This is a genomic window from Cupriavidus oxalaticus, from assembly GCF_004768545.1.
Lineage (GTDB): Bacteria > Pseudomonadota > Gammaproteobacteria > Burkholderiales > Burkholderiaceae > Cupriavidus > Cupriavidus oxalaticus_A.
Genome location: NZ_CP038635.1, coordinates 3,457,782 through 3,475,966, shown reverse-complemented (window position 1 = coordinate 3,475,966; position 18,185 = coordinate 3,457,782). Strand labels below are relative to the sequence as shown.

At 68.6% G+C, this 18,185-nt stretch carries 15 protein-coding genes; 3 read left to right on the top strand and 12 right to left on the bottom strand.

Annotated elements, in window-relative coordinates; genetic code table 11:
• Nucleotides 1–4 precede the first annotated feature (4 nt).
• Together E0W60_RS26930 and E0W60_RS26925 are read right to left on the bottom strand one after the other, a co-directional pair.
• Entirely contained in the window at nt 5–1,009 is a 1,005-nt protein-coding gene (locus E0W60_RS26930; RefSeq protein WP_240745907.1) for a hypothetical protein, read from the bottom strand.
• Nucleotides 1,010–1,164: 155 nt separating this feature from the next.
• Complete coding sequence (locus E0W60_RS26925) at nt 1,165–1,503, bottom strand: hypothetical protein (protein ID WP_371704901.1); 339 nt, start codon at nt 1,501–1,503, stop codon at nt 1,165–1,167.
• A gap of 281 nt (nt 1,504–1,784) precedes the next feature.
• Between E0W60_RS26925 and E0W60_RS26920 the strand changes: the two genes are divergently transcribed.
• On the top strand, nt 1,785–2,669 hold the full coding sequence (locus tag E0W60_RS26920; RefSeq protein WP_135706094.1) for a DODA-type extradiol aromatic ring-opening family dioxygenase: 885 nt from the start codon (nt 1,785–1,787) through the stop codon (nt 2,667–2,669).
• 18 nt (nt 2,670–2,687) lie between these two features.
• On the opposite strand, the gene E0W60_RS37085 is transcribed toward E0W60_RS26920, so the two are convergent.
• The 4 genes from E0W60_RS37085 to E0W60_RS26900 form a co-directional block, all read right to left on the bottom strand.
• Nucleotides 2,688–2,828, bottom strand: a complete 141-nt coding sequence (locus E0W60_RS37085) for a hypothetical protein (protein WP_165971588.1) — start codon at nt 2,826–2,828, stop codon at nt 2,688–2,690.
• Between the two features lie 251 nt (nt 2,829–3,079).
• Nucleotides 3,080–4,375, bottom strand: coding sequence for an MFS transporter (locus E0W60_RS26910; RefSeq protein WP_133097753.1), 1,296 nt, complete (start codon nt 4,373–4,375; stop codon nt 3,080–3,082).
• A 108-nt stretch (nt 4,376–4,483) separates the two neighbouring features.
• Entirely contained in the window at nt 4,484–4,903 is a 420-nt protein-coding gene (locus tag E0W60_RS26905; RefSeq protein WP_133097752.1) for a VOC family protein, read from the bottom strand.
• 7 nt (nt 4,904–4,910) lie between these two features.
• Nucleotides 4,911–5,261, bottom strand: coding sequence for a GFA family protein (locus E0W60_RS26900; protein ID WP_133097751.1), 351 nt, complete (start codon nt 5,259–5,261; stop codon nt 4,911–4,913).
• A gap of 174 nt (nt 5,262–5,435) precedes the next feature.
• Between E0W60_RS26900 and E0W60_RS26895 the strand changes: the two genes are divergently transcribed.
• A complete protein-coding gene (locus tag E0W60_RS26895; RefSeq protein ID WP_135706093.1) occupies nt 5,436–6,047 on the top strand; it encodes an HD domain-containing protein in 612 nt (203 codons plus the stop codon).
• Nucleotides 6,048–6,136: 89 nt separating this feature from the next.
• On the opposite strand, the gene E0W60_RS26890 is transcribed toward E0W60_RS26895, so the two are convergent.
• Nucleotides 6,137–9,730 carry an indolepyruvate ferredoxin oxidoreductase family protein gene (locus E0W60_RS26890; protein ID WP_135706092.1) on the bottom strand — a complete coding sequence of 1,198 codons (3,594 nt, stop codon included), beginning with the start codon at nt 9,728–9,730 and terminating at the stop codon, nt 6,137–6,139.
• Nucleotides 9,731–10,068: 338 nt separating this feature from the next.
• Here E0W60_RS26890 and E0W60_RS26885 point away from each other — a divergent pair, with 338 nt between their 5' ends.
• Complete coding sequence (locus tag E0W60_RS26885; RefSeq protein ID WP_135706091.1) at nt 10,069–11,352, top strand: NYN domain-containing protein; 1,284 nt, start codon at nt 10,069–10,071, stop codon at nt 11,350–11,352.
• Nucleotides 11,353–11,447: 95 nt separating this feature from the next.
• On the opposite strand, the gene gspF is transcribed toward E0W60_RS26885, so the two are convergent.
• The 5 genes from gspF to E0W60_RS26860 are packed head-to-tail and all read right to left on the bottom strand — an operon-like array spanning nt 11,448 to nt 18,171.
• Nucleotides 11,448–12,665, bottom strand: a complete 1,218-nt coding sequence (gene gspF, locus E0W60_RS26880) for a type II secretion system inner membrane protein GspF (RefSeq protein ID WP_133097747.1) — start codon at nt 12,663–12,665, stop codon at nt 11,448–11,450.
• 17 nt (nt 12,666–12,682) lie between these two features.
• Nucleotides 12,683–14,224 (bottom strand): type II secretion system ATPase GspE, encoded by a 1,542-nt coding sequence (gene gspE, locus E0W60_RS26875; RefSeq protein ID WP_135706090.1) that lies wholly within the window; start codon nt 14,222–14,224, stop codon nt 12,683–12,685.
• An 8-nt stretch (nt 14,225–14,232) separates the two neighbouring features.
• Nucleotides 14,233–16,674 carry a type II secretion system secretin GspD gene (gene gspD, locus E0W60_RS26870; RefSeq protein ID WP_135706325.1) on the bottom strand — a complete coding sequence of 814 codons (2,442 nt, stop codon included), beginning with the start codon at nt 16,672–16,674 and terminating at the stop codon, nt 14,233–14,235.
• A gap of 34 nt (nt 16,675–16,708) precedes the next feature.
• Nucleotides 16,709–17,563, bottom strand: a complete 855-nt coding sequence (gene gspN, locus E0W60_RS26865; protein WP_133097745.1) for a type II secretion system protein N — start codon at nt 17,561–17,563, stop codon at nt 16,709–16,711.
• Nucleotides 17,563–18,171, bottom strand: coding sequence for a type II secretion system protein M (locus E0W60_RS26860; protein ID WP_133097744.1), 609 nt, complete (start codon nt 18,169–18,171; stop codon nt 17,563–17,565). Before E0W60_RS26860 ends, gspN begins: the two co-directional genes overlap by 1 nt.
• Nucleotides 18,172–18,185: the final 14 nt, after the last annotated feature.

The following is an 18,185-nucleotide window of genomic DNA, read 5'->3' as shown; positions in this document are numbered from 1 at the left end:
GGCGTCAGAAGCTCGCCGCCAGGCCCAGTGAAACCCCCGACACATTGTTGCCGAACACATAGCGCACCACCGCCCGTATCCGCGTGACAAAGACCTCGTGCGCACTGGTATCCAGCTCCAGCCCGGTGCCAACCGTGGTCAGGTAGTTGAAGCCGAGAATGCCTGCCTGGCTGCCGAAATAGTGCGAATGTGATAACTCAAGCACATAGCGCAGGGGCCGGTCCAGCGCGCGCAGGCCTGTCGGTGCCCGCCAGCGCGCCCACAGGTTGGCGGTCTGCGCCGTCGCCGAACCGGTCACCGCGCTTGAGGAGCCGCCGAAGCTCTGCAAATGGATGCTGGTGTAGCGCAGTTCGACGTCGACTTCATAGTTCTCGCGATAGTGCTCCCAGTCCAGCATCAGCGAGCCGCCCAGGCCGTACGCGTTCAGGCTGCCGCCATCGAGGAATTCGATTTGCCGGTCGGTGGCCTGCTCAACCGCGAACTTGCCGATCGACAGGTCGCTCGAGACATTGCCCAGAGAAAAATTGAAGATCGGCCGGATCACCAGTTCCTTGTTGGCGGTGATCGGGAAATCCCAGCCGATGCCGATGGTGCCCGAGAACGTGTTCCACCGGGTCGGGATGGAGCGCGATTCGGTGCCGTTGCTGGCAACAAAGGTGGGGTCGTAGCGGCTGTACGCGATCGCGCCTTCCAGGTAGAGCGGGAATGACTTGCTGATGGTGAAGCCGCCGCCGAGCTGCGACATGACGACGCCGGGGTCGTCGGTGCTGGCGTTGTTGATCGACAGCGAGCTGGAAGTCAGGTCGGGCACCACGGAATATGCCATCAGCGACAGCACCGCGTTGGCGTGCCGCTGCACGTTGGCACCGACCAGTTGCAGCCCGTTGCCGGCGGTCTGGCCGTGCGCGGTCCCCGCGGCCAGCAAGCCGAGCGCAGCCGCCGCGGCGCGCCAGCGGCAAGCGCGGCGCCGGCTGGCGCGAAACCGGTCAGTCGGCAGGCGTACGGACATGGGTATTTCCCCTTGCACACGGCTCACGCGGCGCCGCGTGGCGGCAGCCGTCCGACGCATTCTAGCCACGCGGGCAAGCGTGCGAACGGGGCGCAAAAGTTTTCAGATCGGTTTGCCGAGGCTTTGAATCGGGCGCGGAAGCGGCCAGGCCAGTATCAGGCCGCTGTATGGCGGCGTGGTGTCTGCTGCGCGCACGCATCGCCCGGATCGCACTTTTCTGCCGCAGCGGATGCCGCAGGCGGTGGCGGCCGGTGACGGCCCAGCCACAGCATCAGCGCGCTGCCGGCCCAGCCGGCAACAAACACCGTATCGCCCGCCTGGTTCAGCCACTCGCCGGCATCCGGCTGGCCAGCGAGCGACCACAGCCACTGCGCCGGCAGCCTGGCCGCGATCCACAGCGCGACCGCCGGTGCGCTGCCGTAGACGCCCGGCTGCCACCAATGGGTGGGAAGGGGAAGGCGCCAGCCGGGGCGGCGCAGCGGGTTCGGTACCACGATGTCTCCGGCCACCCGGCACGCTTGGCGTGCTGGCGGCGTCATGCGTTGGCCGAGGGCTTGCCCGGGTACGGCACTTGCCCTCGGCTGCATCATAGGGTGCAGTGCGCGGCGGCGTCCCGGCACGCCTGCGGCGGTGTGTGGCCCAGCCCACGTGGCGCGCGCCGGTTCAGTTTTTTTGCATGAAAGATGCGCAAAAGCGGGGCGTGCCAGGGGCCGATCTTTGCCAAACTCAATAGCAAGCACACAGATCAATGAGCAGAACAATGAGACCCGACGCCATGCTTCCCGCACTGTTTATCTCGCACGGTTCGCCCATGCTCGCCGTCGACCCCGGTCCCACCGGTGCGGCCTTCGATGCACTTGGCGAGCGCCTGCGGGCGCTGCCGCCACGCGCGGTGCTGGTGGTATCGGCGCACTGGATCTACAGCACGCTGGCGGTGAGCAGCCGCGAGCGCCAGGAAGCCTGGCACGACTTCGGCGGCTTCCCGCGCGACCTGTACGCGCTGCGCTACGATGCCCCGGGCTCGCCGGCGCTGGCCGCGCGCGTCAAGGCGCTGGTCGAGGCCGCGGCCATTCCCGGCGCCGGGTTTGTCGGCGAGGACGACGAACGGCCGCTCGACCACGGCGCCTGGATGCCGATGCGGCACTTTTTCCCGGATGCCGACGTACCGGTGGTGCAACTGGCGCTGAATCCTTACCTGCCGCCCGCCCTCCAGATCGAGATCGGCCGTGCGCTGGCGCCGCTGCGCGAGGAAGGCGTGCTGGTGCTGGCTTCGGGCAGCTTTACGCACAACCTGCAGGAAGTGTTCGGCAGCGGCGGCCGCCTTGAACAGCACGGGCCGCAGGCCGAGCCCTATGTCGAGGCCTTCCGCGGCTGGATGGGCGACGCGCTGGACGAGGCGCTGGCCACCGGCGACACCGGCCGCATTGCCAACTACCGCGCCGAGGCCCCGTACGCCCGCCGCGCGCACCCGACCGACGAGCACCTGCTGCCGTTCTACGTGGCGCTGGGCGCGGCGCTGGGGCCGCGGAGCGCAGCGGCGGGTACGCCGCCGGCCAGCGTGGCCCGGGTGGCAGACGAGGTTACCTACGGCGTGCTGGCGATGGACAGCTTTGTGTTCGAGGGGATCGGCGCCGGCACGCCGCTGCGCGCGGCCGCCTGAGCTGGCTTCAGCCGCGGCTCAGCGGCCATCCTTGCGCGGCGGCAGGTAGCGCCGCGCCGAGCGCGCGCCCGCCAGCGCGATCCAGCCCATGGTGAGCGCCACCACGGCCAGCCCCATGCGCAGGTCGGCCAGGTGCGCCACGCCGCCGATCAGCACCATGCAGCGCCGACATCACCAGGCGCGGGCGGCTGGCCTCCACCGTGGCGGCTTGCGCGTTCATGGCCACGTCGAAGCCGGCATTGGCCATGCCGAACGCCACCAGCGCGGGCAGCAGCCACCAGAACGAAGGCATGGCCAGGATCGCCACCGTGGCCAGCGGACATCGTGATGCGGGGGGGCGCGGCCGGCGCGTCGGCCCGGCCGCAAAAGCCCCTATTGTCGTGCATCCGCGCGACCGGGGCATGGCAGCGCTACGGCGCGGCACCCGCCACGCGCAACAGGCCGCGCCGGTGCAGTGCGTAGCCGAACGCCAGCAGCGCGCCCAGCGCCAGCGCCAGCATGACCCACAGCATCAGCCAGTAGCCGCCCGCGGCCCGCCATAGCAGCGCGCCCAGCCACGGCGCGGCGGCCTGCATCAGCAGCACCGGCGTCATCATCAGGCCGTTCAGCGTGGCGTAGTGGTGGCGCGAGATCAGCTCGGGCATGGCCATCGCGCGCAGCATCGTGTTGACGCCGTTGGCGCAGCCATACAGCACCGCGGCCACCATCAGCCAGGCGCCATGGCCCAGCGCGAAGCAAAGCAGTCCAGCGCTCATCAGCAGATAGACCGGCAGCGACAGCCGCACCGGGTGGCGCACTGCCGCGCGCATCATCAGCATGCGGCCCGCAACCTGCGCCGGGCCGATCAGCGCCGCCACCACCAGTTGCTGCGACACCGGCAGGCCCTTCTCGGTCAGCATCGGGATCAGGTGCGCGCCCAGCAGCGAGGCCACCACCGCGGTCGCGGTGAAGGCCAGCACCACGGCCCAGAACACCGGCTGGCGCAGCGTGGTGCGCGCGATGCCGGTGCTGCCCGCGTCGGCGCCTGCGGTCGGCGTGCCGCTGTAGGTGGGATGCATGGCGTAGCGCATGCGCGCGTGCAACGGCGCGCAGACCAGCAGGTTAAGCACTGCAAAGCCGACCAGCGTGGGCCGCCAGCCGGCATGCAGCACCAGCCATTGCGCCAGCGGCACGAAGATCGTGCTGGCAAAGCCGGCCATCAGCGTGACGATCATGATCGGCTTCTGGTACTGGTCGCCATAGGCCTGGCGCAGCACCACGAAGGCCGGCTCGTACAGCGTGGTGGCCATGGCCAGCCCGATCGGCACCCACATCAGCAGGAACATCGCGGGGGAGGGCGACCACGCCCACAGCAGCAGCCCCAGGCCGGCCAGCACCGAACCGGCACCCATCACCCTGCGCGCGGGTGCGCGGTCCAGCAACCGGCCCACCGCGAACGAGCACATCGCCCACACCAGCAGCCCCAGCGAATAGCCGCCTGCGAGGAATGGCCTGGACCAGCCAGTGCTGCGGATCATCGGCTCGATGAAGACGGTGAAGGCAAAAAACAGCGTGCCCCAGGAGATGGTCTCGGTCAGGCCGAGGATCCAGACCAGCCGGCGTGGCGGCGTGGCCGGTTGCGCGGGGCCGGCGCGTGCCGGGCTGGCGTCTGCGGGAGAATCGGTACTGGCGGCGTCCGTGTCGGAGCTGGCTTCTAGCGATGTCATGGCGGGCCCCGGCGAGGGGTGACGCCATGGCTGGCGGCGCGCGGGACCAGCGGGAAATTGTAGCGATCCTGCGCGCACCCCGCGCATCGGCACGACCTTTGCGGCGCTTTACTGTGCGGTCACCGGCGCAGGCGGACCCTTCAGTTCCACCACGTTGCCGTCCGGGTCGCTGACATAGAGCGACGGGCCCTTGCCTTCGGCCCCGAAGCGCTGCGCGACCTCGCTGGCCTCTACGCCGTGCCCGGACAGCCACGCGCGCAGCGCGGGCTCGTCAAACGGCTCGATGCGCAGGCAGAAATGGTCGAGGTTGCGGCCCTCGGCGCCAGGGCCCGCGCCGCCGGCACGGCCCAGCGGGCCGTCCAGCGAGACCAGGTCGATCAGCGCGCTGCCCGCGCGCAGCTGCGTCAGGCCGAAGTCGGGCTGCTCGCGCTCGACGCTGCAGCCCAGCACGTCTACATAGAACCGTCGCAGCGCGTCGGCATCGGCGGTACGCAGCACCAGGTGGTCGAGATCGAGAATGCGGAACATGGCGGTCTCAGTGGTGCAGGCCGTCGTAATCGATGACCTTCAGGCTGTCCAGGTCGACATTGTCCAGGCAACGCACGTTCACCGCCGCCATCGGCTTGCCGTCCTTGTCCTGGCCATCGGCATAAGGGCCGCAGCCGCACACCGGGCAGAAGCGGTGCGCGATCTTCATGGTGTTGAAGCGGTACGTCGACGCATTGCTCTCCGGCGTATCCAGCTTGAAGGTGGCGCGTGGCACGAACCATAACAGGTGGCCGCGCCGCCGGCAGATCGAGCAATTGCAGCGGATCACGCTCGGGATGCTTTCGGCCTCGACCTCGAAAGCAATGTTGCCGCAGTGGCAGCTTCCGTGGAACGTCATGTCGTCTCCTTGATCGTCAGTCTGTTGCTGCCGGGAACCGGTGGTGCGCCGCAATATGCCGGCACATTGTTAGCTTTTTGACAGTGTAGCGCCGCTGCGGGTGCCACAATGCCGGCACAACATGACGAGCGGATGTGCGGCCCTCGCACACCCTCCCCACAAAAGGAGACCAGCATGAGCGACACCTACGCGCCCGCGCGCGCGAGCTTCAGCCATATGGAACACGGCACCCGCGAGGACTGGGCCGCGATTTCCGCCGAGTTCATGCCGTATGCGCGGGCGCTGCCCGACCGCGTGCTGGCGCACCTGCGGCTGCTCGATGGCGATTGCGGCGGCTTCCCGGTGGACCGGCTCACGCATTCGCTGCAGACCGCGACGCTGGCGCACCGGGACGGGCAGGACGAGGAATACGTGGTCTGCGCGCTGCTCCACGATATCGGCGATACGCTCGGCAGCTTCAACCATCCCGATATCGCGGCGGCGATCCTGAGGCCCTTTGTCAGCGCAGAGAACCTGTGGATGGTGGAAAAGCATGGCGTGTTCCAGGGCTATTACTTCTTCCATCACCTCGGGCTCGACCGCAACCTGCGCGAGCAGTATCGCAACCAGCCGGAGCTGTTCGAGCGCACTGCCGAGTTCTGCCGCAAGTACGATGCGGCGGCGTTCATGACGGATTACGACACGCTGCCGTTGTCGTTCTTCGAGCCGATGGTGCGTCGGGTGTTGTCGCAGCCGAAAAACTCGATGTATGTGAAGCCGGGGGAAAAGGAGCTGGCGCGGCCGTAGGGCACATTGCGCCTCGTTGACCGATCGTATTTTCCTCTCCCCTCACGGGGAGAGGGGACGAACAGCGCGGAGATTTAAAGGCTCTTGCCTTACGCTGCCCGCTGCGCCGTTTCCGGATGCCTGAACTGCTCCAGCAGTTTTTGCCAGCGCCCACGCACCGCCTTCAGGTTGTTTTCCTTCACGTGCCCGAAGCCCCGGATATCATCCGGCAGGTTGGCCAGCGTCACCGCGGTGTCATAGTTGGCGGCATTCAGTCCCGCCACCAGCTCATCCAGCAAGGCACGGTATTCGCCGATCAGCGCGCGCTCGGTACGGCGTTCCCCGGTCTTGCCAAAGACATCGAACATGCCGCCGCGCAGGCCCTTCATCTTCGCCAGCACGCGGAACAGCGTCATCGTCGACGGACCGAATCTGCGCTTGACCAGATGACCCTTGTCGTCGCGCTTGGCCGTCGTCGGCGGCGCCAGCCAGAAGTTGAGCTGGTAGTCCTTGCCCGGTTCGCCTTCGAACTGCGCGCGCAGCTTGTCGAGGAAGACGGGATCGGTATAGAGCCGCGCCACCTCGTACTCGTCCTTGTACGCCATCAGCTTGGCCAGGTTGCGCGCCGCGGCCTCGGTCAGCGGCAGCGGCTTGCCGCCGCCTGCCAGCGCGCTTTCGGCCGCGCGCACGCGGTCGATGGCTTCGCGGTAGGTGCGCGCGTAGGCGGCGTCCTGGTAGGCCGTCAGGTGTTCCATGCGGCGCGCGACCAGCTTCTCCAGCATCGCGCCGGTCGAGCTTGGCAGCTTGACCACTTCCGCGCCTTCGGCAGTGTTCTGCAGCTTGCCGGTCAGCGACAGCACGTGCTCCGGGTCGTGCGCCATATGGCGGCCCCAGTCGAACGCGGCCTTGTTCTTCTCGACGGCCACGCCGTTGAGTTCGATCGCGCGCTCCAGTGCCTGCAGCGTCAGCGGGATCCAGCCCTTTTGCCACGCGTAGCCGAGCACCAGCGGGTTGGTGTAGATGGCATCGCCCAGCAGCGCCACGGCCAGGCCGCTGGCGTTGATGAAGTCGCACTTCTCGCCGACGGCGTTGCGCACGTCCTGTTCGGCCGACACGCCCGGGAACTGCCACTTGGGGTTCTTGATGAACTCGGCGGTGGGCGTCTGCGCGGTATTGACCACGGCGCGCGTGCGGCCTGCCTGGGTCTTGGAGATGACTTCGTCGGTGGCCGAAACGATGGCATCGCAGCCGATCACCAGGTCGGCTTCTCCCATCGCGATGCGCGTCGCGTGCAGGTCATCGGGGCGCGCGGCCAGCTGCACGTGCGATAGCACCGCGCCGCCTTTCTGCGCCAGGCCCGCCATGTCGAGCACGGTCACGCCCTTGTTTTCCAGGTGCGCCGCCATCCCCAGCAGGCCGCCGATGGTCACCACGCCGGTACCGCCCACGCCCGTCACCAGGATGCCGTAGGCACGGCGGATCGGCGGCAGCTCCGGCGCAGGCAGCGCGGGCAGGCTCTCCATCGACACGCCATGCTGCTCGGGCTTGCGCACCTGCGCACCTTCGGCCGAGACAAAGCTCGGGCAGAAGCCGTTCAGGCACGAGAAGTCCTTGTTGCACGACGACTGGTTGATCTGGCGCTTGGTGCCGAAATCCGTCTCCAGCGGCTCCACTGACAGGCAGTTCGACTTGACCGAGCAATCGCCGCAGCCTTCGCACACCGCGTCATTGATGAAGACGCGGCGTGCCGGGTCTTCCATCGTGCCGCGCTTGCGGCGGCGGCGCTTTTCGGTGGCGCAGGTCTGGTCGTAGATCAGGATGGTGCAGCCCGGCACTTCGCGCAGCTCGCGCTGCACGCTGTCGAGCTGGTCACGGTGATGGATGTCGATGCCCTGGGGCAGCTTGATCGCCGCGTTGTACTTCTCCGGCTGGTCGCTGACGATGACGATCTTCTTCGCGCCCTCGCTGTGCACCTGCCAGGCGATGTCCTGCACCGACAGCTGCCCGTCGACCGGCTGGCCGCCGGTCATCGCCACCGCGTCGTTGTACAGGATCTTGTAGGTGATGTTGACGCCCGCGGCGATCGACGCGCGGATCGCCAGCAGCCCGGAATGGAAGTAGGTGCCGTCGCCCAGGTTGGCGAACACATGCTTGTCGCCCGCGAACGGCGCCTGGCCGATCCACGCCACGCCTTCGCCGCCCATCTGGCTGAAGGTGCTGGTATTGCGGTCCATCCACACCGTCATGTAGTGGCAGCCGATGCCGGCCAGCGCGCGCGAGCCCTCCGGCACGTTGGTGGAGGTGTTGTGCGGGCAGCCCGAGCAGAACCACGGCTTGCGTTCCGCCGTCACGCGCGGGGTAGCCAACGCCTTTTCCTTGGCCTCGATGATGGCCAGCCGCGCGGTGATGCGCGCGCGCACGTCCATCGGCAGCTCGAACTTGTCCAGCCGCGTGGCGATGGCCTTGGCGATGATCGCGGGCGACAGTTCATAGTGCGCCGGCAGCAGCCAGTTGCTTTGCGGGATCGACCATTCGCCGCCGGCGTTGTCCTTCTCGTCGAACTTGCCGTAGACCCTGGGGCGCACGTCGTCGCGCCAGTTGTACAGCTCTTCCTTGAGCGCGTACTCCATGATCTGGCGCTTTTCTTCGACCACCAGGATTTCCTGCAGGCCCTCGGCAAACGCGCGCGCGCCATGCGCTTCCAGCGGCCAGACGCAGCCGACCTTGTACAGGCGGATGCCGATCTGCGCGCAGGTGGCATCGTCCAGCCCCAGGTCGGCCAGCGCCTGGCGCGTATCCAGGTAGGCCTTGCCGCCGGTCATGATGCCGAAGCGCGCGTGCGGCGAATCGATCTCGATGCGGTCCAGCTTGTTGGCCCGCACATAGGCCAGGCCCGCGTACCACTTGTAGTCGAGCAGGCGCGCTTCCTGTTCCAGCGGCGGATCGGGCCAGCGGATATTCAGGCCGCCCGGCGGCATGATGAAGTCGTCCGGCAGCGCGATCTGCACGCGGTGCGGGTCCAGCTCCACCGAGGCCGACGATTCCACCACGTCGGTCACGCACTTCATCGCCACCCACAGGCCGGAATAGCGGCTCATGGCCCAGCCGTGCAGGCCGTAGTCGAGATATTCCTGCACGTTAGACGGATACAGCACCGGCAGGCCGCAGGCCTTGAAGATGTGCTCGGACTGGTGCGCCAGTGTCGACGACTTGGCCGAATGGTCGTCACCCGCCAGCACCAGCACGCCGCCGTGCTTCGACGAGCCGGCCGAGTTGGCGTGCTTGAACACGTCGCCGGTGCGGTCCACGCCCGGCCCCTTGCCGTACCACATGCCGAATACGCCATCGAATTTGGCGTCGGGGTACATATTGACCTGCTGCGAGCCCCACACCGAGGTCGCGGCGAGATCCTCGTTCAGCCCCGCCTGGAACACGATGTTGTGCGCGGCCAGGTGCTTCTTGGCCTTCCATAGCGACTGGTCCAGCGCGCCCAGCGGCGACCCCCGGTAGCCGGAGATAAAACCGGCGGTGTTCAGCCCGGCGGCGCGATCGCGCTCCTGCTGCAGCATGGGCAGGCGTACCAGCGCCTGCGTGCCGCTGATGTAGATGCGGCCACGCTCCAGCGTGTATTTGTCGTCGAGGGAAACATTAGCGAGCGCGCGGTGGATGGCGTCGCTGACCGGCGGGGTCAGGGGGGCATTCATAGGTGCTCCTCTATGGGGCGTGTTGTCGGGATCACCGACACCTGCAGTTGTGGGCAGTCGCCTCGCGGCCTCTTGTGGAAGCGTTGGGCGGCTGTGTCTCTGCGCGGCATGGTAGCACCGCCGTGCGGTCGGCGGTACCTTGCAGCGCAGCACGAAACGTGCCCATGGCAACGGTGATTTCCCGTATGGACGGGGCTTCGCGTGTACACTGCGTTGCATCGAGAACGCCGGCGATGCCGCCCGCGATCCTCGACGCACCACATCTGCCGCGCCAGCCTGGTGCAACCTGATTTTCGATTGCCCGTCTCATGCACGGGCAAACCAGCGAATACCCGAACATGACCAATTCCCCCCGCCAGGGCACCGCGACCCTGGCCGTGCTGATCGACGCCGACAACGCGGCGCCCGCCATCGTCGAAGGCCTGCTGGCCGAAGTCGCCAAGTACGGCGTCGCGGCCGTCAAACGCATCTACGGCGACTGGACCCGTCCCAACCTGGCCGGCTGGAAAGAGCGGCTGCTGTCGCATTCGATCCAGCCGATCCAGCAGTTCCGCTACACCGTCGGCAAGAACGCCACCGACAGCGCCATGATCATCGACGCCATGGACCTGCTGTACACCGGGCGTTTCGACGGCTTCTGCATCGTCTCCAGCGACAGCGACTTCACCCGGCTGGCCTCGCGCATCCGCGAGCAGGGGCTGATCGTCTACGGCTTCGGCGAGCGCAAGACGCCCAAGCCCTTTGTCACCGCCTGCGACAAGTTCATCTACTCCGACGTGCTGCGCGCCGAAGCCGATACCGAAGGTGCTGACGAAGCCGCCGCGCCGACGCGCAAGCGCAGCACCGGCGAACTGCGCCAGGATTCGCGCCTGGTGCGCCTGCTGCAGAGCGCGGCGCAGGCCGTGTCCGACGAGGACGGCTGGCTGACGCTGGGCAGCATGGGCAACCACATCGCCAAGCAGGCGCCGGAATTCGACTCGCGCAACTATGGCTACGGCAAGCTCTCGGAGCTGGTGGCGGCCACTGGCCTGTTCGAGGTGGAAACGCGCAACGGCGGCAACAACAAGACCATCTGGATCCGGCTGAAGAAGCGCGGCAGGGGCGGCGGCGAGCAGCAACAGCGGCCGTCGCAGCAGCAACCCGCGCCTCAGCCCGAAGCGGCGCGCCGCAATCCCATCCCGGCGCCGGTGGAAAGCCCCGAGCCGGCCCCGGAACCGGCGGCTGTCCAGCCGGCATTCCTGGCCGACGACGCGCCCCCGTTCGTTGCTGCGGATGTCGTGCAGCCCGAGCCGGAACCGGTGCCACCGCTCGAAGCCGCGCCCCAGCCCGATCCCGAGCCCAAGCCCGATGCGGAACCCAAGTCGCGCAGCCGCAAACGCCCGGCGCGCCGTCCGGAAGTGACGCTCAACGAGACGCCGTGGCCGATCGACCAGTCGGTGTTTGCGGCGCCGGGAGCGACGGTGTTGACGGCGACGGTGGGGACGGAGCCGGACGTGGCGGCGGAACAGGAAGGAGTCGTCGAAGTGGTAGCCGAGGCGGTGGCCGAAGCCGCAGCTGCACCGGCGCCGGCACGGAAGCCGCGCAAGCGGCCTAGCAAGAAGACTGCACAAGCCGCGGAGTAACTGAGCGCGGCGGTTTGCTCCCCTCTCCCGCTTCGCAGGGTAGGGGAGCCTGTGCGAGCGGCGTCAGGCAAACAGACGCCACTGCCATATCCCACTTACCGCACCAGCTGATTGATCTCGATAATCGGCATCAACACCGCCAGCACGATCAACAGCACCACCACCCCCATCGTCAGGATCAGCAGCGGCTCCAGCAGGCTGGTCAGGAACAGCGTGCGCCGTTCCAGTTCCTGCGCCTCGCCCTGCGCAGCGCGGTCCAGCATTACCGGCAGATTGCCGGTCGCCTCGCCTGACCGGATCAAATGCACCAGCACCGGCGGAAACTGGTTCTGCGCCGCCAGCGCGCGCGCCAGCGACGCCCCTTCACGCACGCGCGTATTGGCATCCTCCACATTGGCACGCAGCGCCTCGTTGGTCAGTGTCTCGCCGGCCGCCTGCAGGCTGCGCAGGATCGGCACGCCCGCCGACACCAGGATCGCCAGCGTGCCGGCAAAGCGTGCGGTGTTATAGCCGCGGATCAGCTTGCCGAACAGGGGCGCGGTCAGCAGCCACCGGTGCCATTCCAGCCGCACCGCCGGCTGCTTCAGCAGGCTGCGGATCGCCAGCGCAACCACGGCGATGAACGCCAGCGCGGCCCACCACCAGTTGCGCACGAAATCCGACAGCCACAGCATGATGATGGTGAGCGTCGGCAGCTTCTGCTTGGTGTTCGCAAACACGCTCACCACCTGCGGCACCACGTATGACAGCAGGAAGATCACGATCGCGAATGCGACCACCGTGACGATAGCCGGATAGGTGAACGCGAGCCGGATCTTCGACGTCAGCGTATTGCGCGACTCGATATATCCCGCCAGCCGTTCCAGCACCAGCCCGAGATGGCCCGAATGCTCGCCAGCCGAAACCAGCGCGCGGTAGATATCGGGAAAGTCGCGCGGATGCTGCGCCAGCGCCACCGACAGCGAGCTGCCGCCCATCACCTCGGCGCGGATGCCGGCCAGCAGTTCGTGCACATACGGCCGTTCGGCCTGGTCGGCCAGCGCGCCGAGCGCTTCGTCCAGCGGCAGGCCGGCCACGATCAGGCTGGCGAGCTGGCGCGTGAACAACGCCTGCTCCTGCGTCGACAGCTTGCGCGCGAACAGCTGGCTGCCGCTGCGCGGGGCCAGCCCGGCACCGGCCAGCGCATCGACGGTCAGCGGCGTCAGCCCGCGCGCGCGCAGTTGCGAGCGCGCCTGGCGCGGGCTGTCGGCCTCGATGACGCCGCGGTCGGTCTTGCCGGCGGCGTCGGCGGCTTCATAGCGGAAGGCTGGCATCCGGTGTCTGCTCCGCCTCAGTCGCGCGTCACGCGCAACACTTCCTCAAGCGAGGTCGCGCCGCTGTCGATCCAGCGCTGCGCGTCGCTGCGCATGGTGTGCATGCCATGCGCCAGCGCTACCTGCTTGATCTCCGATTCCGGCGCCTGCCGGTGGATCATGGTGCGGATCTCGTCGCCGACGGTCAGCAGCTCGTAGACGCCCATGCGCCCCTGGTAACCCGACTGTCCGCACTTGTCGCAGCCGACCGGATGCCACACATGCTGCAGCGGCTTGCCCTGCGCCTGCAGCGCTTCGGCATCGGCAGCGGCTACTCCCTCAGGCAGCTCGATCACTTCCTCGCGCTTGCAGTGCGGGCACAGGCGCCGTACCAGCCGCTGCGCCAGCACGCCCAGCAGCGACGACGAGAGCAGGAACGGCTCGATCCCCATGTCGACCAGCCGCGTCACCGCCGAGGCCGAGTCGTTGGTGTGCAGCGTCGCCAGAACCAGGTGGCCGGTCAGCGAGGCCTGCACCGCGATCTGCGCGGTCTCCAGGTCGCGGATCTCGCCGATCATCACCACGTCCGGGTCCTGGCGCAGGATCGCGCGCAGGGCCTTGCCGAAGGTCATGTCGATACGCGCATTGACCTGGGTCTGGCCGATGCCGTCGAGGTCGTACTCGACCGGGTCTTCCACCGTCATGATGTTGGTGGTGCGCGCATCCAGCCGCGACAGCGCGGCATACAGCGTGGTGGTCTTGCCCGAGCCGGTCGGCCCGGTCACCAGCACGATGCCGTGTGGCTGCCGGATCAGGTGGTCGAAGCCGCGCAGCGTGTCGGGCGCCATGCCCAGCCTGGCCAGGTCGAGCCGGCCGGCTTCCTTGTCGAGCAGGCGCAGCACCGCGCGCTCGCCGTGGCCGGTGGGCAGCGTCGACACGCGCACATCCACCGGCCGCCCGCCCACGCGCAGCGTGATGCGGCCGTCCTGCGGCAGGCGCTTCTCGGCGATGTCGAGCTGCGCCATGATCTTGATGCGCGAGATCAGCGCGCCGTGCAGGGCCTTCTTCGGCCGCACCACGTCGCGCAGCGTGCCGTCCACGCGGAAGCGCACCACCGACGACGACTCGAACGGCTCGATGTGGATATCCGATGCGCCTTCGCGCGCCGCCTGCGTCAGCAGCGCGTTGATCATGCGGATGATCGGCGCGTCGTCCTCGGACTCGAGCAGGTCTTCCACGGCGGGAATGTCCTGCATCAGGCGCGACAGGTCGACCTCGCCCTCGACTTCGCCCACCACCTGCGCGGCGCTGCCGTCCTGGCGGTTATAGGCATCGGACATGGCGCGCTCGAGCGCCTCGGGCTCCAGCACGCGCAGCCGCAGCGCGCCGTGTACCCGGGCGATTTCCGCCAGGGCGGTCGGGGAGGTGGCGCGGCTGACCCATACCTCCAGTCCGTCGGGGCGCTGGTGCGCGATCAGCAGTGGCGCTTCGCGCGCAAAGCCGTACGGGACCAGCCGCGCCGCCATCGGCGAGGGCGGTTCGAGTGTATCGAGGAGAGGGGTCTGGACTTCGCTCGCCATGGCAGGCCTCAGTTCTGGACAGCGCCCGGCGTGGCGGCTTCGCCGCGCTGGCTCAGCGGCTGCTGCAAGGCCGCGGGCGGCGGCACCGCTTGCGGCTGTGCCGGCACGCCGGGCTGCTGCGGATTCTGCGGCAGCGTTTGCGGCAGAGGCAGCGGCGCCGGCACCGGGCCGTTTGCGCGCGGATCGACGAACGGCGTGGTCGGCGCGTCGGCCGGCGGCAGCAGCGGCGTGTTGGTGTCGCGCACCATGATGTTAGGCGATACAAAGCCCTGCTGCTGCGCGCGCATGTAGTCGTAGCGGTCCGCGGTCAGGCGGTCGGCTGCGCCCGTCGTGCGCATCACATACGGGCGCAGGAACACCAGCAGGTTGGTCTTGGAGCGGTTCTTGTTCTCGTAGCGGAACAGCCCGCCGATCAGCGGGATGTCGCCCAGCAGCGGCACCTTCTGCACGCCGTCGCCATACGAATCCTCGATCAGGCCGCCGAGCACGATGATCTGGCCGTCGTCGACCAGCACATTGGTTTCGATCGAGCGCACATTGGTGGTCGGGCCCTGCACCTGCGTCAGCGTGCCAGCCACCACCGACGACGATTCCTGGAAGATCTGCATCTTGACCAGCCCGCCGTCGGTGATCTGCGGCTTCACGCGCAGCGTGATGCCGACGTCCTTGCGGTCGAAAGTCTGGAACGGCGTCACCGAGGCCGCGCCGCCGGTCTGCGCATACGAGCCGGTGGTGATCGGGATGTTCTGGCCGATCAGGATCTTGGCTTCCTCGTTCTCCAGCGTGATCAGGTTCGGCGTGGACAGCAGGTTGACGCTGCCATTGGTGCCGAGCGCGCGCAGCAGCGCGCCCAGCCCCATCGCCTTGTTGACGATGCCCAGGTTCAGGCCGCCCACGTCCGGCACCAGCTGCTGCGCCGCGGCGATGCCGGCGGTGCGGTTGCTGTCGAACAGCGCACCGGCCAGGGTCAGGTTCAGGATGTTCTGCCCGCCGGTACCGAAGTTGGTGCCGGCAAAGACGTTGTTGTTGCCGCTCGAGGAACTGATCAGGCCCTGCCACTGGATGCCGAGCTCGCTCGCCTGCGTGGCGGTGACCTCAACGATCATCGACTCGATGTAGACCTGCGCGCGGCGCGCGTCGAGGTCGTCGATCACCCCGCGCAGGTTGCGGTAGACCGGCTCGCTGGCGGTGATGATCAGCGAGTTGGTCGACGGATCGGCCTGGATGATGCCGCCGGTGGTCGGTTGCGTACTGGTGCCAAACGACGCGGCAAAGGCCGAGTTGCCATAAGCGCCGCCGCCCGTGCCCGACGTGCCGCCGCGCATGCCGGTCTGCGTGCCGGTGGTGCCGCCGGTGAACTGGCCGCCGGCCGGCGTCGAGACATTGGTCAGGCCGCCCCCGCCGGCGATGCCGCCCGCGGCACCGGCGCCACCGGGCTGGGTCGCGGAGGCAAAGCTGCTGTCGGCCGCGACGATGGCGCGCAGCGTGGCGGCCAGCTTGACCGCATCGGCATTGCGCAGCGGCACCACCCAGATATTGCCGGGGCGGGCGTAGGGCTGGTCGAGCTTCTCGATCAGCTGGCGCGCCTGCTGCAGCCGCGCGCGGCTGGAGGCGCGGATCATCAGCGCGTTGCTGCGCGGCTCGGCCACCACGGAGGTGCGCAGCGTGGCGTCGACGCCTGGCGCGCCGCCACCGCCGGCCGCACCCGCGGCGCCGGGGTCGAGCAGCTTCTGCAGCACCTGCGCGGTGTCGCTGGCCAGCGCATGGCGCAGCGGTACCAGTTCGACCTCGCCCGAAGCGGGCGCGTCGATCGCGGCGATGATGCGCGCCAGCCGGCGCAGGTTGTCGGCGTAGTCGGTGATGACCAGCGTGTTGTTGGCCGGATAGGCGGTGATGGTGTTGTTGGGCGCGATCATCGGCCGCAGCACCGGCACCAGGTTGTTGGCCGACTCGTAGTTGAGCCGGAACACCTGCGTCACCACCTGGTCGCCGCGGCTCGGCGCCGCGCCGATCACCGTGGGCGAGCCCTGCAGCTTGGCGTCCGCTTCGGGCACGACCTTGGTGAAGCCGTTGCTCTCGACCATCGCATAGCCCTGCATGCGCAGCACCGAGCCCAGGGTCTGCAACGCCTGCGCGCGCGACACCGGCTGCTCGGTGACCAGGTTCACCGTGCCCTTCACGCGCGGGTCGATCACGAAGTTCTTGCCGGTGGCCTGCCCGACCGCCTTGATCACCGAGTCCAGGTCGGCATTGACGAAGTTGAGCACCACCTGATCGCGGTTGGCCGGCGTGACATCGGGCGGCGCCGGCGGCGTGCCCTGGGTGCGTGCGCCCGGCGCACCGGGCTGGGCCCACAGCGGCGCGGGCACCAGCAGCGAGAGCCCGCACAGCAGGGCCACGGCGCGGGCGCAGGCGGTCTGGAAAACAGGTCGGGTGGCATGGGTTGTCATAGTCATTTCCGTACGCTCCTGGCGCTGCCTGGCATCAGAAGCGCAGCCTTGTCACGTTGTTGTCTCGTCGTCCCAGCAGGCTCAGCAAGCTGGTCAGTTGCGTTTCCGCATCGGGCTCGGCATGCGCGGTGCCCTCGAAGCGCGCCTGCCGGCCAAGCGTGCCGCTGCCCTCCAGGTACAGCGGCCCGGCGATAGTACTCAGTTGCAGCTTGCCGCCGCCGGCGCCGCTCCAGTCGATCTCGGCGCGGTAGCTGCCCAGCGGGCGCAGCCGGCTGACCGCGGACGACACCTGCTCGATGCGCAGCGTGACATGGCCGCGCATGCCATTGCCATTTCCGCTGCCATTTCCGGCGTTATTTCCGCCACCTTTCTGGCCGGAAAAGCTGCCTTGCAGCGTCGACCAGTCCGCGCGCATCAGGCCATCCGGGCGCAGCGTATTGAACGGCGCGCCGATGCCTTCCAGCAGCGATGCCGGCAGCCGCATCGCGCCGGACTGCACGGTCCAGCCGCCCGGCGTCGCGGTGATCGTCACCGGCGCGGCCATGGCTTCGGTGTGCGTCACCACCGCGCGCGCGGTGCCGGCCAGCAGCGGCCAGAAGGCCAGCGTCCACTGCAGCCTGCCCGGCAGCACCGTGGCGGTCTGGCTGCCGGCGCCGGCCGACAGCGCCAGCGTGGCGCTGCCGCGCCACAGCGAGCCGCTGGCATCGGCCAGCAGCACCCGTCCCTGCGTCTGCGTGGCCACGCGCTCGGCGATCCACGTGGCCGGCAACATCGCCACCACCGTTGCCGCGGCGCTGGCCAGTCCCAGCGCGAGCCAGCGCAGGCCCCGCCATGCACCCGGCTGGCGCAGCTTGCGGCGCGGCAGCCGCAGCGTTTCCAGCCGTACCATCAGCTGCGGCCGCCCGGACCCTGCAGGGTCGCGCTGACATTGACCAGCGCCGTGGCGCCGACATAGACGATGCGGGCGTCGATCACTTTCATGCGCTGCTGCTGGCGCACGTCCTGCAGCCAGCTGCTGAACGCGCCGAAGGGCACCTTGTCGAGCTGCACCTGGACATTGTTGTCGGCGCCGGCGGCAAGCCGGGCCGCCTTCAGGCCATGCTGGCCCAGGCTGTCCTGCAGCGCCTGCGTCAGCGCGTCGCCGCGCAGCGCCGGTGCCGGCGTGGCCTTGAGGCCGCGCGCTTCCTGCGCCAGCGTTTCCATTTCGGCCAGGTCGGCGCGCATCTGCGGCAGGTTGCGCGCCAGGCGCTGGCGGCCTTCGGCGGCCGGCTCCCACAGCAGCGTGTAGCCGATCACCAGCACCATCACCGCGGCGCCGCCGGCCAGGATGGCCTGCTCGCGCGGGTTGCGCGCCGCCCAGAACGCGTTGAAGCGATCCTGCCAGGCTTGCGGCACGCGCGGACGCAGCCGCGCCAGGCGCGCGCGCAGGGCGGTAGTGCTTGCGGACCGGGCGGGGCGGGACGTGTGGTTTCGGGCGGAGTCTTTCATGGCATCCATGCGTATCGTGCTGC

What these genes read in the sequence shown, in the direction of transcription:
- E0W60_RS26930 (WP_240745907.1), bottom strand. Translation starts at nt 1,009, where the DNA reads ATGTCCGTACGCCTGCCGACTGACCGGTTTCGCGCCAGCCGGCGCCGC.
- E0W60_RS26920 (WP_135706094.1), top strand. Translation starts at nt 1,785, where the DNA reads ATGCTTCCCGCACTGTTTATCTCGCACGGTTCGCCCATGCTCGCCGTC.
- E0W60_RS37085 (WP_165971588.1), bottom strand. Translation starts at nt 2,828, where the DNA reads ATGGTGCTGATCGGCGGCGTGGCGCACCTGGCCGACCTGCGCATGGGG.
- E0W60_RS26910 (WP_133097753.1), bottom strand. Translation starts at nt 4,375, where the DNA reads ATGACATCGCTAGAAGCCAGCTCCGACACGGACGCCGCCAGTACCGAT.
- E0W60_RS26905 (WP_133097752.1), bottom strand. Translation starts at nt 4,903, where the DNA reads ATGTTCCGCATTCTCGATCTCGACCACCTGGTGCTGCGTACCGCCGAT.
- E0W60_RS26900 (WP_133097751.1), bottom strand. Translation starts at nt 5,261, where the DNA reads ATGACGTTCCACGGAAGCTGCCACTGCGGCAACATTGCTTTCGAGGTC.
- E0W60_RS26895 (WP_135706093.1), top strand. Translation starts at nt 5,436, where the DNA reads ATGAGCGACACCTACGCGCCCGCGCGCGCGAGCTTCAGCCATATGGAA.
- E0W60_RS26890 (WP_135706092.1), bottom strand. Translation starts at nt 9,730, where the DNA reads ATGAATGCCCCCCTGACCCCGCCGGTCAGCGACGCCATCCACCGCGCG.
- E0W60_RS26885 (WP_135706091.1), top strand. Translation starts at nt 10,069, where the DNA reads ATGACCAATTCCCCCCGCCAGGGCACCGCGACCCTGGCCGTGCTGATC.
- gspF (WP_133097747.1), bottom strand. Translation starts at nt 12,665, where the DNA reads ATGCCAGCCTTCCGCTATGAAGCCGCCGACGCCGCCGGCAAGACCGAC.
- gspE (WP_135706090.1), bottom strand. Translation starts at nt 14,224, where the DNA reads ATGGCGAGCGAAGTCCAGACCCCTCTCCTCGATACACTCGAACCGCCC.
- gspD (WP_135706325.1), bottom strand. Translation starts at nt 16,674, where the DNA reads ATGACAACCCATGCCACCCGACCTGTTTTCCAGACCGCCTGCGCCCGC.
- gspN (WP_133097745.1), bottom strand. Translation starts at nt 17,563, where the DNA reads ATGGTACGGCTGGAAACGCTGCGGCTGCCGCGCCGCAAGCTGCGCCAG.
- E0W60_RS26860 (WP_133097744.1), bottom strand. Translation starts at nt 18,171, where the DNA reads ATGGATGCCATGAAAGACTCCGCCCGAAACCACACGTCCCGCCCCGCC.